At 64.9% G+C, this 16229-nt stretch carries 12 protein-coding genes and 1 pseudogene; 5 read left to right on the top strand and 8 right to left on the bottom strand.

The window, feature by feature from the left end; all coding sequences use genetic code 11:
* Window positions 1-94: 94 nt before the first annotated feature.
* Together AC2YJX_RS14315 and mfd are read right to left on the bottom strand one after the other, a co-directional pair.
* Entirely contained in the window at window positions 95-754 is a 660-nt protein-coding gene (locus AC2YJX_RS14315; RefSeq protein ID WP_487256397.1) for a hypothetical protein, read from the bottom strand.
* 73 nt (window positions 755-827) lie between these two features.
* Window positions 828-4292, bottom strand: a complete 3465-nt coding sequence (mfd, locus tag AC2YJX_RS14310; protein ID WP_487256396.1) for a transcription-repair coupling factor — start codon at window positions 4290-4292, stop codon at window positions 828-830.
* Window positions 4293-4388: 96 nt separating this feature from the next.
* Here mfd and AC2YJX_RS14305 point away from each other — a divergent pair, with 96 nt between their 5' ends.
* A complete protein-coding gene (locus tag AC2YJX_RS14305; protein ID WP_228894664.1) occupies window positions 4389-5303 on the top strand; it encodes an IspD/TarI family cytidylyltransferase in 915 nt (304 codons plus the stop codon).
* A 109-nt stretch (window positions 5304-5412) separates the two neighbouring features.
* The gene (gene ispF, locus AC2YJX_RS14300) at window positions 5413-5892 is read left to right on the top strand and encodes a 2-C-methyl-D-erythritol 2,4-cyclodiphosphate synthase (protein ID WP_055393645.1); all 480 of its coding nucleotides are present in this window, start codon (window positions 5413-5415) and stop codon (window positions 5890-5892) included.
* A gap of 213 nt (window positions 5893-6105) precedes the next feature.
* Here the strand turns inward: ispF and AC2YJX_RS14295 are convergent, their stop codons facing one another.
* Window positions 6106-7101, bottom strand: coding sequence for a Bug family tripartite tricarboxylate transporter substrate binding protein (locus AC2YJX_RS14295; protein WP_487256395.1), 996 nt, complete (start codon window positions 7099-7101; stop codon window positions 6106-6108).
* Window positions 7102-7115: 14 nt separating this feature from the next.
* On the bottom strand, window positions 7116-8156 hold the full coding sequence (locus tag AC2YJX_RS14290; RefSeq protein ID WP_487256394.1) for a porin: 1041 nt from the start codon (window positions 8154-8156) through the stop codon (window positions 7116-7118).
* Window positions 8157-8366: 210 nt separating this feature from the next.
* Here AC2YJX_RS14290 and AC2YJX_RS14285 point away from each other — a divergent pair, with 210 nt between their 5' ends.
* The gene (locus AC2YJX_RS14285; RefSeq protein WP_487256393.1) at window positions 8367-9716 is read left to right on the top strand and encodes a class-II fumarase/aspartase family protein; all 1350 of its coding nucleotides are present in this window, start codon (window positions 8367-8369) and stop codon (window positions 9714-9716) included.
* Here the strand turns inward: AC2YJX_RS14285 and AC2YJX_RS14280 are convergent, their stop codons facing one another.
* From AC2YJX_RS14280 to AC2YJX_RS14265, 4 genes are all read right to left on the bottom strand, one after another.
* Window positions 9717-10871, bottom strand: a complete 1155-nt coding sequence (locus AC2YJX_RS14280; protein WP_487256392.1) for a GntR family transcriptional regulator — start codon at window positions 10869-10871, stop codon at window positions 9717-9719.
* Between the two features lie 86 nt (window positions 10872-10957).
* On the bottom strand, window positions 10958-12001 hold the full coding sequence (locus AC2YJX_RS14275) for a LacI family DNA-binding transcriptional regulator (protein WP_487256391.1): 1044 nt from the start codon (window positions 11999-12001) through the stop codon (window positions 10958-10960).
* A 107-nt stretch (window positions 12002-12108) separates the two neighbouring features.
* Complete coding sequence (locus AC2YJX_RS14270; RefSeq protein ID WP_055393637.1) at window positions 12109-12360, bottom strand: hypothetical protein; 252 nt, start codon at window positions 12358-12360, stop codon at window positions 12109-12111.
* A gap of 539 nt (window positions 12361-12899) precedes the next feature.
* Window positions 12900-13454 carry a hypothetical protein gene (locus AC2YJX_RS14265; protein ID WP_147433763.1) on the bottom strand — a complete coding sequence of 185 codons (555 nt, stop codon included), beginning with the start codon at window positions 13452-13454 and terminating at the stop codon, window positions 12900-12902.
* A gap of 367 nt (window positions 13455-13821) precedes the next feature.
* Between AC2YJX_RS14265 and AC2YJX_RS14260 the strand changes: the two are divergent.
* Both AC2YJX_RS14260 and gudD read left to right on the top strand, forming a co-directional pair.
* Window positions 13822-14795, top strand: a pseudogene (locus AC2YJX_RS14260) (Bug family tripartite tricarboxylate transporter substrate binding protein).
* Between the two features lie 50 nt (window positions 14796-14845).
* On the top strand, window positions 14846-16198 hold the full coding sequence (gene gudD / locus AC2YJX_RS14255) for a glucarate dehydratase (RefSeq protein ID WP_487256390.1): 1353 nt from the start codon (window positions 14846-14848) through the stop codon (window positions 16196-16198).
* Window positions 16199-16229: the final 31 nt, after the last annotated feature.

The raw sequence follows: 16229 nt of genomic DNA, 5'->3' as shown, positions 1-16229 counted from the left end.
GGTGGGGCACTCCTTGTTGGTGTGATGTCCACTATCGCGCTGCAAAGGCGGATACCCCTTGCGCTGTGTCAACCATCGCTGCAGCAGCCGAGGCTCAGTCCGGCCGGGGCAAGTACAGCCGGTCCGACCATGTGGCCAGCCACTCGGGCTTGAAGGCCACAAAAATCGCCGCGAGCATGCCGGTGACAAACCCATCGCCCCAGGCCATCAGCCAGCGCGCCACCAGCGACAGCTCATCGCCCACGCCGGGCAGCAGGTGGCCGCTCCACTGCGAGAGGACGCCCGCTGCAAACACACAGACCACGGTGCCCAGAAACGCACGGCCCAGCACATAGACAAACGGTTTGGTGCCCGTGTAGCGCCGCAGCAGCGCACCCAGGCCCAGCCCCAGCGTGGCGGGCACCACGCCCAGCCACACCGTGGCACCCAGCGCATCGGCCCAGGCCATCGCTGGGGAGATCAGGCTGGCCACGATGCCCACGCCCATCAGCACCGGGATCGCCAGCGGCCAGCCCAGCATCAGCACCACCAGGCAGGCGCCCGACCATTGCAGCTGCAGCGGCATGGCGTGCAGTGTGGGCAGGGCCCACAGCCAGGGCAGGAAGACCAGCGTGGCGAGCAGTGGCGTCCACAGCGCAGACGGCGCGCCCTGCGTCTCGTGTGCCAGAGGCTTGCGGTTGGCCAGCATGCGCCAGGGACGGGCCGCCAGAGCGGTAACCAGAGCGACGAGGGCGAGGGCGGCTTCCAGCCACATGGTTCTGTTCGCTATGCTATTAATAGCTACTAGCGCTTTCCAGATAAGCGCTGGAGGCCAATTTCATTAAAAATCAAGCAACCACCAGTGGCTGCCCCAGGCTGCGCAAGATGTCCCGCACCATCTGTGCCCGGTCCTTGGGTTCTTTCAGCTCGCGCTCGATGCGCAGCTTCTCGTTGCCCGCCAGCTTGATGTGCTTGTTTTTCTGGATCAGCTCGATGATGCGCATCGGGTCGATGGGCGGCTGGGGCTTGAAGGTGATGTTGATGACGCCAGGGGCCGCATCCACCTTGACCACGCCGTAGGGCTGGCTCAGCACGCGCAGGCGGTGCACGTCGATGAGGGTCTGGGCCTGCGGCGGCAGCTTGCCGAATCGGTCCACGATCTCTTCGAGCAGGCCGTCGATCTGGTCGGGGTTCTTGGCCGTGGCCAGCTTCTTGTAGAACGACAGGCGCAGGTGCACGTCGCCGCAGTAGTCGTCGGGCAGCAGGGCGGGGGCGTGCAGGTTGATGTCGGTGGTCACGGACAGGGGCGACAGCAGGTCCGGCTCCTTGCCGGCCTTGAGCGCCTTGACGGCTTCGTTGAGCATCTCGTTGTACAGCTGAAAGCCCACCTCCAGCATGTTGCCGCTCTGGTTCTCGCCCAGCACCTCGCCCGCGCCGCGGATCTCCAGGTCGTGCATGGCCAGGTAGAAGCCGCTGCCCAGTTCTTCCATCTGCTGGATGGCTTCAAGCCGCTGCTGCGCTTGCTTGGTCAGTCCTTCCACGTCGGGCACCATGAGGTAGGCGTACGCCTGGTGGTGGCTTCGGCCCACGCGCCCGCGCAGCTGGTGCAGCTGCGCCAGGCCGAACTTGTCGGCGCGGCTCATGATGATGGTGTTGGCGGTGGGCACGTCGATCCCGGTCTCGATAATGGTCGAGCACAGGAGGATGTTGTAGCGCTGGGCCACGAAGTCGCGCATCACGCGCTCCAGTTCGCGCTCGGGCATCTGGCCGTGGGCCACGGCGATGCGGGCCTCGGGCAGTATCTCTTCGAGCTTCTGGCGGCGGTTCTCGATGGTCTCCACCTCGTTGTGCAGGAAGTAGACCTGGCCGCCGCGCTTGAGTTCGCGCAGCACGGCCTCGCGGATCACGCCCGTGCCCTCGTTGCGCACAAAGGTCTTGATCGCCAGGCGTCGCTGCGGCGCGGTGGCGATGACCGAGAGGTCGCGCAGCCCTTCGAGCGCCATGCCCAGCGTGCGGGGGATGGGCGTGGCCGTGAGCGTGAGCACGTCCACCTCGGCGCGCAGGGCCTTCATCTGCTCCTTGTGGCGCACGCCGAAGCGGTGCTCCTCGTCGATGATCAAGAGGCCCAGGTTGTGGAACTTGGTGGATTCACTGAGCAGCTTGTGCGTGCCCACCACGATGTCCACCGTGCCGTCGCCGATGCCCTTGATGGCGGCGGTGATCTCCTTGCCCGAGCGAAAGCGCGAGACCTCGGCCACCTTCACCGGCCATTTGCTGAAGCGGTCCACCAGCGTCTGGTAGTGCTGCTCGGCCAAGAGCGTGGTGGGCGCGAGGAAGGCCACCTGCTTGCCGCCCGTGACGGCCACGAAGGCCGCGCGCAGCGCCACCTCGGTCTTGCCGAAGCCCACATCGCCGCAGACCAGGCGGTCCATGGGGCGGGGGCTGATCATGTCCTGGATCACCGCGTGGATGGCGGCGTTCTGGTCGGCTGTTTCTTCAAAGCCGAAGTCGTTGGCAAAGGTCTCGTAGTCTTGCGGGCTGTAGCGGAAGGCATGGCCTTGGCGTAGCGCGCGGCGGGCGTAGATGTTGAGCAGCTCGGCCGCGCTGTCGCGCACCTGTTCGGCGGCCTTGCGCTTGGCCTTTTCCCACTGGCCGCTGCCCAGCTTGTGCAGCGGCGCCTCGTCGGCGCTCACGCCGGTGTAGCGGCTGATGAGCTGCAGCTGACTCACGGGCACATACAGCACCGCTTTGTCGGCGTATTCGAGGTGCAAGAACTCCTGCATGGCGGGCGTGCCGTCGGGGTTCTTGTTGCCCACGTCCATGTTGACCAGGCCGCGGTAGCGCCCGATGCCGTGCTGGCTGTGCACCACCGGGTCGCCCACGTTCAGCTCGGCCAGGTCCTTGATCAGTGCCTCGACATCGCTCACTTGCTCCTGCTTCTTGCGCCGGCGCGTGGTGGGGCCTGCGGCAAACAGCTCGGTCTCGGAGACGAAGTCGATGCCGTCCTCGATCCAGCTGAAGCCCACGGTGAGGCCCGCGGTGGCGATGCCCACCTTTTCGTCGGCTGTGCCCTGGAACTCGGCCAGCGAGTCGAAGGCCGGTGGGCTCACGCCGCTGGCGCGCAGAAAGTCGAGCAGGCTCTCGCGCCGCCCATCGCTCTCGGCCAGCAGCAGCACCCGGTGCTGGGTGTTGCGGAGGTGGGTGTGCAGGCGCGCCAGCGGGTCCTCTGCCCCGCGCACCACCGAGAGGTCGCCGAGCTTCTGGAAGTGGGGGTTGTCGGCAATGTCCTCTACCCCGGGGCGGATGGACAGCTGCGCATGCTCCTTGGCGCGCGTGTAGAACTGGTCGGCCGAGAGGAACAGCGCCTCGGGTGGCAGAGCAGGCCGTTCGGGATCGCCCTGCACCAGGCGAAAGCGGTCCTTGGTGTCCTGCCAGAAGCGCTGGAACGCGGGCTCCAGGTCGCCATGCAGCACCACCGTGGCCTCGCCGCCCAGGTAGTCGAACACGGTGGCCGTTTCGTCGAAGAACAGCGGCAGGTAGTACTCGATGCCGGCCGTGGCCACGCCCGCGCCCATGTCCTTGTAGATGCGGCTCTTGGTCGGGTCGCCTTCGAGCATCTCGCGCCAGCGGCTGCGGAATTTCGCGCGCGCGTCGTCGTCCATGGGGAACTCGCGGCCGGGCAGCAGGCGCACTTCGGGCACGGGGTACAGGCTGCGCTGGCTGTCCGGGTCGAAGGTGCGGATGCTGTCGATCTCGTTGTCGAACAGGTCCACGCGGTAGGGCACCAGCGAGCCCATGGGGAACAGGTCGATCAGCCCGCCGCGCACCGCGTATTCGCCAGGGCTGACCACCTGGGACACGTGGCTGTAGCCTGCCAGAGTGAGCTGGGCCTTGAACTTGGCTTCGTCGAGCTTTTGCTTGACCTTGAAGTGGAAGGTGTAGCCCGCGAGGAACGAGGGCGGCGCGAGGCGGTACAGCGCTGTGGTGGCAGGCACCAGCACCACGTCGGCTTCACCCTGGGAGATGCGCCACAGCGTGGCCAGCCGCTCGCTGATCAGGTCCTGGTGCGGCGAGAAGGTGTCGTAGGGCAGCGTCTCCCAGTCCGGGAACAGCGCGCAGCGCAGGCCAGGCGCAAAAAAGGCCATCTCGTCGATGAGCCGCTGCGCATCGGTGGCGTCGGCCGTGACGATGGCGGTGGTGCGGCCCCCTGCCTTGTCACGTTCGGCCAGACGGGCCAGTAGAAGGGAATCGGCGCTGCCCACGGGGCGGGGCAGGGTGAAACGTTTTCCGGGGGAGAGTTTGGGCAGTTCCATGCGGACGGTGTCGTCTGGGCCCACCGCATCCCCAGGGGCGCGAAACACGCACGGGCTGGATCGGAGGGCAACGGAGGATTTTAGAATGAGCGCTTCATGATTGCTCCCTTGCTCCAACCCCCGCTCGCCCCTTTGTCTGCCCATGGGCGATTCTGGGCGCTGGTGCCCTGTGCCGGAATGGGCTTGCGGGCTGTTGCGGCGGGCGCTGCTGCCCCCGCGTCCGCCTCCGGCAATGCTGCGCCATCGACCTCGACCGTGGCTGCGTTTTCGGCTGTGGAAGTTGCGGCGCCCCCGCCCACAGCCCCTTTGCCCAAGCAGTACCACCTGGTGGCGGGCCAACCGATGGTGCTGCACACGCTCGCGGCCTTTGCCGGTGTAGGGCGGCTGCTGGGCACCCTGGTCGCGGTGGCCCCCGGGGACCGGTTTTTGGACACGCATGCGCACCCCACCTTTTTTGTGGTGGAGTGTGGCGGCCCTACGCGGGCCGATACGGTGCTGGGCGGCCTCAAGGCGCTGCTGGAACGGGGCGCGCAGCCGGATGACTGGGTGCTGGTGCACGATGCCGCGCGTTGCCTGGTCACGTCCGAGCAGATCGACTCCCTCATCGACCAGTGCGCTGGCGACAGTGTCGGGGGCCTGCTGGCGCACAAGCTGGCCGACACGCTCAAGACCTCCATCGACGGCCCGGGCGGCGTGCGTGTGGCCTCCACGGTGGATCGCAGCGACAAGTGGCTGGCCCAGACGCCGCAGATGTTCCGCATCGGCCCCCTCATGGATGCCATCGACAAGGTGGGTTCCAACGTGACCGACGAGGCCAGCGCCATGGAAGCCATGGGCCTGCACCCGCGCCTAGTGCCGGGTGGGGCGCAGAACTTCAAGGTCACCTACCCGGACGATTTTGCGCTGGCGGCGGCCGTACTGGCTGCGCGTGCGCACGGCACGACGCTGGAGCGTTTTGGGGGCGACCGGGGCCAGGTGACCACCGCACCGGGCAAAAAGAATCTGTTCTAGAACCGTTTCCTTCAGTGCTTTAACCCCGGCCTCACGGCGCCGTGGATGAGTGCGGCAGGGGCGCAAGGCAATACAACGCCGCAAGGCACGCAACAACAAAGGCAAGCGGATGAATTTCAGGATTGGTGAAGGTTGGGACGTGCACGCCCTGGTGCCCGGTCGTCGGCTGGTGATTGGTGGCGTGGACATTGCCCACCCCACGGGGCTGCTGGGCCACTCGGACGCCGATGTGCTGCTGCACGCCATCACCGATGCGCTGCTGGGCGCAGCTGCCCTGGGCGACATTGGCAGCCATTTCCCCGACACCGACGCTGCCTTTCGCGGTGCCGACTCCGGCGTGCTGCTGGCCGAAGCAGCGCGGCGCGTGCGTGCGGCGGGCTATGAGATCGGCAACATCGACAGCACCGTGATCGCGCAAGCTCCGCGACTGGCGGCGCACATTCCCGGCATGCGCGCCGCCATTGCACGGGCCGTGGGCATCGCTGAGGGGCAAGTCAATGTGAAAGCCAAGACGGCCGAGCGCCTGGGGCCCGTGGGGCAGGGACTGGCGATGGAGGCTCGGGCGGCGGCGCTGATCTATGCGTCCTGAATTTTTGCGCTGACCGGGCCGGGCGGCATTGTCTGTTCGCAGCTGCGCGGCATCCCCCGTCCGGGGGGATGCCTGTCTTGCCCACGCTGCGAGGAGTGCGGGGCCTGAACCACCAGGAGAGGGCCACACACTTCGCAATCCGGTATCCTGAGCAAAAAAGAGCGTTGGGAGCCGCGCTGCGCCCCATGGTTCTGCCACGCTTGCCGCGCGACTTCACTCCATCGTGATCTGGGATGTCGTCACGATATCGCGGTACAGCTTCGCCTGCGGTTTGATGAATGTCTTGAATTCAGGTCCGTTCAAGGGGGCGACCGTAATGCCTGCTTCCTGCAGCTTCTGCCGCAGCTCGGACTGCGCAAGCGCTTCCTGCAGTGCCTTGTCGGCGGCGCTCACAGTCGCGGCGGGCGTGCCCGCCTTCATGAAGAGGCCTTGCCACAATGGCAGAGCCATGCCGGAGAACCCCTCCTCCTCTCCAATGCGCTTGACGTCAGGCAGCTGCTGCACCCGTGCGGTGTCGGAGACCGACAGCGCCCTGATCTTGCCGTCCTTGAGAAATGGCATGGCCGTGGATAGCACCAACATGGCGCTGTCCACCTGTCCGCCGACCAGGTCGTTGGTGATGTGGGTGCCACCTCGGTAGGGTACGTGCAGCATGGACACCTTCGCCTGCTTGTTGATCAGCGCGCCGTACAGGTGCTGCATCGTCCCGATGCCCGGCGTGGCGAAGTTGATGCTGTCCTTGCCACCCTTGCGCAGCGCGGCGACAAGATCTTGCAGGTTGGCGTAGGGAGACGCCTTGCGCACGGCAAAGATCATCGGGACGGTGGTCATGCGCCCCACCGGAATGAGATCATTCTCCCAGTCGAGCTTGACCTTGGGGTTGACCATGGGCACGACCACTGTGTCGGTGCCTCCCATGTAGATCAGACTGCCATCGGCCGGTCCGTTGAGCACCCGCTGTGCGGCCAGCATGCCGCTGGCGCCCGCCACGTTCTCGATGATGACGGTACGGCCTAGGCGCTTGCCCAGCTCGGTCGCAACAATGCGCGCGACAAGATCTGCGCTTCCGCCAGCGGAATAGCCCACGATCAGTGAAATGGGTTTGGTATTGCCGCTGTCGCTCTGCGCCTGCGCGGTGTGGGTGACAAGGATTCCCGTACTCAGGACCGTCATCGCGGCGGCCTGACGGAAGAGTTGTCTGCGTTGCATGTGGTAACTCCTGTTCAGAACGTGTGCTTCACGCCAAAGTCGATGGCTGTGGTGCGTGTGAGGCCGTCGCGCTTGGCTGTGCCGAGGTTCGTGTAGAGCAATGTGCGTTTGCTCAGGTCGTACTGAAGACCAGCGCCGATCATCTGCGAATCGAGTTGGGTGGCGGGTTTCAGGTGCCCAACCATGAGGTAGGTACGACCAAAACTCAGCGGCACCATGGCCGACACGCTGTAGGCCGTGGCATCGCCATTGACCCCGCCTTTGGCGCGGCTGTAGCTGGCCTTGGTGTGAACCATGCCGAAGTCGTACCCGCCTGCCACCAGAGCCAGGTGGGTGCTGGAGTCAAGCCGATCGAACGCAGCGCCCACCCATACAGGCCCGTTCTTGTACTGCAGGTTGCCCGAGGTGGCGTTGCTGCGCACTCCTTCGCCAAAAGCGCCTGCAATCTCCATGCTCACGCCAGAGATCACGGGCGATTTGTAGCCTACGGCGTTTGCCCAACGGATGTTGGATGCTTCTGCGGGAGCCGCCACTGGCGTGTAGTTGGCATAGGTGTAGGCAGAGCCCAACTGGCTCACGTAGCTCCAATATGTGGGGTCTGCATTGAGAGCCACTGTGTAGGCAGCCGAGTATTCGCGCCCCGCGTACACCTCGCCCCACTGCTTGCTGCCTACTGCCACCACCGAGCGGCCCAGCCAGTAGATGCTGGGATTGCTTGGCGCGCCCGTGTCAGCGGCAAAGCGGTGCTCGATCTGAAAGCGCGAGTAGAGACCGCTGCCCATGTCCTCGCGGCCCATGAACCCCAGGCGCGACGTGTTGCCGGCCTTCATGGTCCAGACCCGTGGCGCCACGCCGCGCCCGGGTAGCAGGGCGCCGGGGGTTGTGCCCCCATTGGCACGGGCCAGGCCCTGGTCGACGATGCCATAGATGGTCAGCGAGGACTGGGCCTGTGCTGTGCCGCAGGCCCCGAGGCTGGCCAAGGCGACGCACACAAGTGCGGTGTAGGGTGCTGAAGAGGTTGGGCAAGCCGTGCTTGCCAGGAAATGCCGTGTCATGGATTTGTCTCCGTGGATTGTGGTTTGGCGGTTGCATGTGAATTGTATGTATTGAATTTTATTAATGCAATACAATGCAATCAGTGGGTGGTCGCAAATTCGCTGGCACTTGGCATTTGGAATGCGGCTTGCCCTCGATGGACAATGCAATACAACACAATCTACGGATATACCCGTAGTTGTATGGATGGAGCACACATGGCGATCGGTATGTTCGAATCTTTCATCACGGGTCACTGGTTCAGTGCACCTGCCAAGGCCATCTGGAGCGATTCGGCCACTCTGCAGGCCTGGCTGGACGTGGAGGCGGCCTTGGCCCACGCCCAGGCCGGGCTGGGGGTGATACCTGCCGAAGTGGCTCCGGTGATCGCTGCCCAGGCTCGGGCAGAACTGTTCGACCTGCCGCATTTGGCAAAGGCCATCGCTTTCGCACAACACCCGCTGGTGCCAGTGCTCCACCGGTTCGAGGAGCTGTGCGGTGAGCCTGCGGCTGGCTTCATCCACTGGGGCGCGACCACGCAGAACATCTTCGACACGGCCAGCGCACTGCAAATGGTGCGAACCCACAGGCTGCTGGCAGGGCACCTGGATGCCGCCATAGCAGCATTGGCCGCGCTGGCGTTGGAGCACCAGGCCACGCCCATGGCAGGTCGCACGCATGGCCAGCACGCGTTACCGATGACCCTGGGCTTCAAGCTCGCGGGCTGGGTCGATGAACTGGACCGTGGCCGCCGTCGCCTTGCCGAGCGGCTTGCCTCCTCGTTTCCAGCCAGCATGGGGGGCGCCATCGGCACCTTTGCTGCCACCGGGCCGCTCGGGCCCGCAGTGCAGGCGCTGATGGCGCAGCAACTGGGCCTGCTGTCGGCCGACATGCCGCTGCGGTCGTCCTATGACCGGGCCAGCGACTATCTGGCCGCACTGGGCCTCCTGGCGGGCACGGCACAGAAGATCGCGCAGGACGTGGTCTTCCTGCAGCGCACCGAGGTCGGTGAAGTGGCGGAAGCCTTTCACATCGGGAAGGTGGGCAGTTCCACCATGGCGCAAAAGCGCAACCCTTCCATGGCACTGCTGCTGGTCAGTCTGGCGCGCATGCTGCGTACGCGCACCCAGGCCGCGCTGGAGACCATGGTGCGCATGGACGAGGGTGACTCATCGGCCACCAACGTGGCCGATACGCTGCTGCCCGAGATCGCCATCATCGCCACTTCGGTGGCCGAGACGCTGGCGCGGCTGGCGCAAGGCCTGGCGGTCAACCCGCAGGCAATGTCCCGCAACCTCGCAATGACGCGGGGGTTGATCGCCTCTGAGGCTGTGATGATGCGGCTCACCCGCCTTATGGGCCGGCATGAGGCGCATCGCCTGCTCTACGCGGCGGCGCAGCGCTCGCAGTCTGAGGGCGTGCCTTTCATCGACGCGATCCGCGCACAGCCGCCGTTCAATGGCGGTGCCTTGCCGGATGACTTGCTGCAGGCGCTGGATGCACAAGCCTATGTCGGCGAATCGGCGCGGCTCGTGGTGGACACCGTGGCGCGCGTGGCACCCGGCTGCGTGGAGTCATAGCTACCGCGCAGGGGCTGCTACCGATGTGCCCGCACGGTGCGTGACCGGCGTCAGGTGCACGCCGTAGGGTGTCCCTGCGTCAGCCCAGCGCGCCGTGATGGCGCGGTGCAGGGCATCGACCTGGTCAGCCACGCTGCAACCGATCACCTCGAAAAAGTCCGCATGTTCGCTGGCCAGGTCCGTGCGGCCGAGCAATACCACGCTCAGCTGCGCGGGCACCGAAATCCCGCTGTGGGCCAGCAGGCGCTGGAAGAGTGCGCCATCCTCGATGCCCCAGGCCACCAGGGCTGTAAAGGGCAAAGCGCTCGCGCTGTCGGCGCCCTTCGCGCGGACCTGGATCTGTTCCACCAGTCGGGCGGTGTAGTCCTCGTGCGGCAGCATGTCCAGCGTGATTTCCTGCAGCACCACATCGGACAGCGTGGCTTGCAAATACTTAAAGCGCCGACGCCCGAGCTGGGTGGCCAGAAAGGGGTGGGAGGTGCATGCGTAGGCAATGCGCCGGTGGCCGTGCTCCATCAGCAAGGCGATGGCGGCTGCCAGCGGCTCGCCCCACTCGGTGCCCACGGCCTCGACGTCGGCACCCACCAGCGCCGCCCCGTCCACGGCCAGCACGTCGCACTTGTCGCGCAGAGCCGCCAGAAGGGCGATGGGAATGGCCTTGAAGGTGGATTGCACCACGCAGGCATCGAAGCGCGGCAGGCCCTTGAGCACCGTGAGCGCATGGTCCGGGTCGTTGTACGACAGCTCCAGTACCCGGTGCCCGTCGGCCGCAAGGCGGTGCTGCAGACTTTCGATCAGCACGCGCCCGCGCGCAATGCTGATGGAGCGGCGCAGCAGCAGCACCGATTTCACAGTGGAGGTGACTGCCGCAGGGGCTTTGGGATGCGGGCTTTTGCTCGGTAAGGGACTCGTTTCAGTCGTCGTCACAGGTTGCGAACCTGCGCCCAGGAAGTAGGTGCCCCGACCCACCTGGGCATCAATCAGCCCCTTTTCCTTGAGGCCTTGGAAAGCCCGCTGAACCAGCATTTGCGATGCGCCAAAGCGCTTCATCAATTCGCGGATGGTGGGGAGTCGGTCGCCCGGGCGGGCTTCGTGGGCGAGTTGTTCCAGGAATTGCTCGAGATCTGGCGAGGGGCTGCTGCGCATGGTGTTCATACAATACACCACAAATTGAACGGTATTGGCCTGTAGAGGGATGCCCGTGCGTCCGGCCTGGATCTCTGGTGGTGCCGGGCTACCCGCTATGCGCTCTCGCGCTCCATGATCGAAAAGCCGATATCCACCACCGGCTCCGCCACGGTCTTTCCCTCCGCGCGGTCGGCAATGAAGCCTGCCGCCGTCTGGCCCATGCGCGTGCCATCGATGCGCACGGTCGTGAGGCTGGGGATCACGGTCTGGGCGAACTCGATGTCTCCGAAACCGACGACGGCCAACTGGTCGGGGACCGCCATGGCGCGCGCCCGCGCCTCGGTGAGGACCCCCAAGGCCAGCATGTCGGAGCTGCAGAACACGGCATCGATGTCTGGCTGGGCGGCCAGCAAGGCCGCCAGACCCGCACGCCCTTCGGTGTGGGAGGTGGGTGATTTCTCCAACTGCAGGGCGGGCTCGCGCAAGCCCAGTCGGCCCGCTTCGGCATAGAAACCTTTGCGCCGCCGCGCGGCGCGCTCATCGTCGCCGCTGAGCAGCGCCAGCCGGCGCCGACCTTTGGCATGCAGGTGCTTGCACACGGCGGCGCCCAGTTGTTCGTGCGACAGCCCGACCAGCATGTCGATGGGGTTGGGGGTGAAGTCCCAGGTCTCCACCACAGGGATGCCAGAGGCCTGCAGCAGCCGCCGCCCTTGGGGCGAATGCATGATGCCAGTGAGCACAATGCCGTCGGGCCTGCGGCCCACGATGGCGCGCAGCAGTTCGTCTTCGCGCGAATGTGCATAGCCCACCTGGCCCAACATCACCTGGTAGCCGCGCAATTCCAGCGCGTCGGTGAGCGATTGGACCATCTCGCCGAACAGCTGCCCCGTGGTGGTGGGCACGAGGGCCGTGACCAGGTGGCTGCGCGCCGAGCGCAAGCCCCCCGCGATGAGGTTGGGCACATAGCCCAGGCTGGAGATGGCTGCCTGTACCCGGGTGCGTGTGGGCTCGGACACCTGGCTGGGCGTGTTGATGGCGCGAGAGACGGTGATCATGGACACCCCCGCCTGCTCTGCCACTTCGCGCAAGGTCACCACCGGTCGGTTGCGAATAGGTTCCGGTGTCTCTGGCAGGGTACTTGGGGGAGGGCGCGGCATCCGCCGAGTCTATCCACGAAGCGATGATTCCTCAGGACGGGCGCCTCGCTGTTGGTCAGAAACCGCCCAGCAGTCCGTCGTGTGGGGCGCCCGCCGAACCAGTCCTGCTAGATGGCGTACACGTTGATAACGATAGCCCCGGCAGCATGTCCAATCATTGATTGAAATTTGACCGAAATATCGGGCGTGCCAGCGCCGTTGCTCAACTTGTAGATTTCTTCTGTGCTGAATACCGGGATGCCAGGAACGAGCGTCACGTTGGTGAGGCGGTACTGGCCAGGTTGCAGGGTGTCGTAGTTGTTGGGGCTGTTTGCCAAAATGCCTGTCTGGCCAAAGCCGGTTGAGAGAGTGCTGGGCATGGTGCTTCCTTGAAAGTGAATAAGTAATGCGGAGACAGCAGTCAAATGCAATTGCATTGACTCTTGTGTACTGCAGGTCCTTTGAAAAAGAGGCCCTTGAGGATGACCTGCACAACTCCCTGCGGTCTGTGATAGCGCGGTCTCGGGCGGTCCACTGCGTTGCTTTTCTTGCCAATAGCACGGCTATTGGCTGCAAAAAGACGCCTTGTGCCCCATCTCCATCCGCGCTACCACCGTCTCGCGAGGGTTATGCCGGTCTTCCTTAACAGCACCACTTCAGAATATCGAGCGGGTTGGGCGCAGGCGATTACAGTCCATTACGCCAGCTGCAAATCCACGCGCGCGAGCGCAACCATCAGGACAGCGGCAAGCTGCGATGCTGTGCACACCCACCCGGGTGCGATGGCCTGCGAGCCTCTTTTTTGCACAGTGGGTGCATATGGCTTTGGCTGAGGGCCACAGGATCAAAGAAGCGCGGTCCGCTGATACCGCTGCTACCGTTTCCGCCTTTTCGCTGAAAAGCGAAGTAGGGCGTGTAGTTACCCAGCCTCAGGTAGATATGCCTTGAAAAGCTGCTCGTGCAAGGCTGCCGGGGAGGGCGTGACCTGCGGATTGCCGAGGTCATAGGGGTAGGCGGGCAGGGCGGTCAGACCCAGGCGCAGAAACCATTGGCGGGTCTCGTCGAACGTTCCGCCGTAGCAACACTGGGTCAGGATGGCACCCGCGATGTTCGCGGTTCCGCACACCGAGAACTGCGCTTCGTTGCTCAGTTGCACCACCACACTGTCGGCAATGGGTGTTGACGACGGCCCGCGCCAGTAGCCAAAGTAATTGCCTTCATCATCGGCTACCACAAAAGCAATGTGGCGGCAGACCTCGGCGATGGCCCGAAGGTTCGCAGCAATCTCGGGGTCGGCCCGCTCGGCTTCGCTCAGGTCGCTGGTGTCCAACCAGGGGGCCCAGTCGGCCGCTGTGCCCATACAGACGCCGGTGCGGCGTTGCAGCTCTTCCTGGTGATGGAGAAGGACTGCAAGGTCCTGTGGCAGGGGCTCGCCCTGCAATCGGAGAAGAGAGAACTGTGTTTGGATGCTCATGGGCTGGTTAGGCGGGTGGATGCCTAGCGTAACGCAGACTGCAGGCCAAACGCTCTGGGGCTTCCAAGCGCTTTTCCCATCAATGGGTTGGTGGTCCTATAACTAAGGGTTTTCCATGGTCTTTGATGCCACTGTTAACGTTAACATTTGCCCGTCCAGGCATTCAGAATGCGCCTGTTAATAGGTGTTTGAGGCTTGAATCCGGGTTGATTGATTGAATGAATAGCTGCTTGTATGACCTCTTGCTTTTATTGAGCGGATGTTCACGTTGGTGCCAGCTCGTCGTCAACCTGGGCACACCCCGGTTCACTTTCCCCAACCAAGGCCCCGTAGAAGGCCCTTCCACAACTGTTCAGGAGACCTCCCCATGTTCAAGAAACTGCTGCTGATTGCCAGTACCTGCACCATCGCTCTGGCTGCATCGGCCCAGACCGCCGCCACCCCCTGGCCCGAAAAACCAGTCACCGTCGTCGTGCCTTTTCCGGCAGGGGGCTCCACCGACATGGTGGCCCGCGCCATGGCGCAGCACATGGGCGACAAGCTGGGCCAGAACTTCGTGGTGGACAACCGCCCCGGTGCCACGGGCACGCTGGGGCTGGTGCGGTGAAGCGTTCCGCACCCGACGGCTACACGCTGCTGGTGTCGTCGCTCGGTGCGTTTGTGGTGGCGCCGCACTTGCTCAAAAGCGTGCCGTACGACGCCCTCAAGGACTTTGACTACATCACCGTGCCCGTGCAGGCACCCAACGTGCTGGTGGCTGCCCCCAATCAGAAGGCGCGCACCGTGCAAGAGGTGATTGCCCAGCTCAAGGCCAATCCTGGCAAGGTGAGCTTTGCAAGCTCGGGCAACGGCTCGTCGGACCACCTCTCGGCCGAGGTTTTTTGGCAGCAGAGCGGCACCGAAGGCCTGCACATCCCTTACAAGGGCGGAGCACCGGCCATCAACGACCTGCTGGGCGGGCAGGTGGAGTTCTCGTTCCAGAACGTGAACGCCGTGCTGCAGCACATCCGGGCGGGCAAGCTGCACGCGATTGCCGTCACCGGCGACAAGCGCAGCCCCGTACTGCCCGACGTGCCCACCTTGGCCGAGGCTGGCGTGGCCGGTGCCGAGGTCTACTCGTGGCAAGGCATGGCCGCGCCCAAGGGCCTGCCTGCCGCCGTGAAGAAGAAGCTTTCGGACGCAGCCATCGCCACCATGAACGACCCCGCCGTGAAGAAGCGCATGCTCGACCAGGGCCTGGAGATCGTGGCCAGCACGCCCGAAGCCTTCACCGCCTACCAGGCGCGCGAATTCGCGCGCTGGAAGACCGTCATCGAAACCCGAAAAATCACTGCCGATTGAGCCTTGTCACGGGGCGCTTTAGCCCGCCCCATCTTCGTTTCCAGACCACCATGACCACCTCCTCCATCCCTTCCGTCGCCAGCACCCCCGTTGTCACCGAGCTGCGCGTGGTGCCCGTGGCGGGCCACGACAGCATGCTCATGAACCTGAGCGGCGCACACGGCCCCTTCTTCACGCGCAACCTGATCATCCTGCGCGACAGCGCGGGCAACACCGGGGTGGGTGAGGTGCCCGGCGGCGAGAAGATTCACCAGACCATCGAGGATGCGCGATCGCTGATCATGGGCCGCCCCATCGGGCACCACAACGCCGTGCTCAACGCCATGCGCGCGCAGTTTGCCGACCGCGATGCAGGCGGACGCGGCCTGCAAACCTTTGATCTGCGCGTCACCATCCACGCCGTCACGGCCGTGGAGTCCGCCTTCCTGGACCTGCTGGGCCAGCACCTGGATGTGCCCGTGGCCGCGCTGCTGGGCGACGGCGTGCAGCGCGAGGCGGTGCAGATGCTGGGCTACCTGTTCTACGTGGGCGACCGCGAAAAGACCGACCTGGCCTACCGCACCGAGCCCGGTGCCGACAACGACTGGTTCCGCCTGCGCAACGAGAAGGCCATGTCGGCCGACGGCATCGTGCGCCTGGCCGAGGCGGCGTACGAGCGCTATGGCTTTGCCGACTTCAAGCTCAAGGGCGGCGTGCTGCGCGGCGAGGAAGAGGTCGAGGCCATCCGCGCGCTGCATGAGCGCTTTCCCGAAGCGCGCGTCACGCTGGACCCCAATGGCGGCTGGTTGCTGAAAGATGCGATTCGCCTCACGCGTGATCTGCACGGCGTGATGGCCTATGCCGAAGACCCCTGCGGCGCCGAAGGCGTGTTTTCGGGCCGCGAGGTGATGGCGGAATTTCGCCGCGCCACGGGCTTGCCCACCGCCACCAATATGGTCGCCACCGACTGGCGCGAAATGGCGCACAGCCTGGCCCTGCAGTCGGTGGACATCCCGCTGGCCGACCCGCACTTCTGGACCATGGCCGGGTCGGTCCGCGTGGCGCAGATGTGCCAGGCCTTCGGCCTGACCTGGGGTTCGCACTCGAACAACCATTTCGACGTCTCGCTGGCCATGTTCACCCACGTGGGCGCCGCCGCCCCTGGCCGCGTGACGGCGATTGACACGCACTGGATCTGGCAGGACGGTGAGCGGCTGACGAAGGAACCGTTCCAGATCAAGGACGGCTTCATCCAGCTGCCCAAGAAGCCCGGCCTGGGCGTGGAGCTGGACATGGACGAGGTCGAGCGTGCCCACCGCCTGTACTTGCAGCATGGCCTGGGCGCACGCGACGACGCAGTTGCCATGCAGTTCCTGATCCCAGGCTGGAAGTTCAACAACAAGGCGCCCTGCATGGTGCGCTGAGGGCTCTTGCGGTCTGGTCGCCGCCACCTTC

This window comes from Acidovorax sp. SRI_002, assembly GCF_057586455.1.
This window is presented reverse-complemented; position numbering and strand designations above follow the sequence as displayed.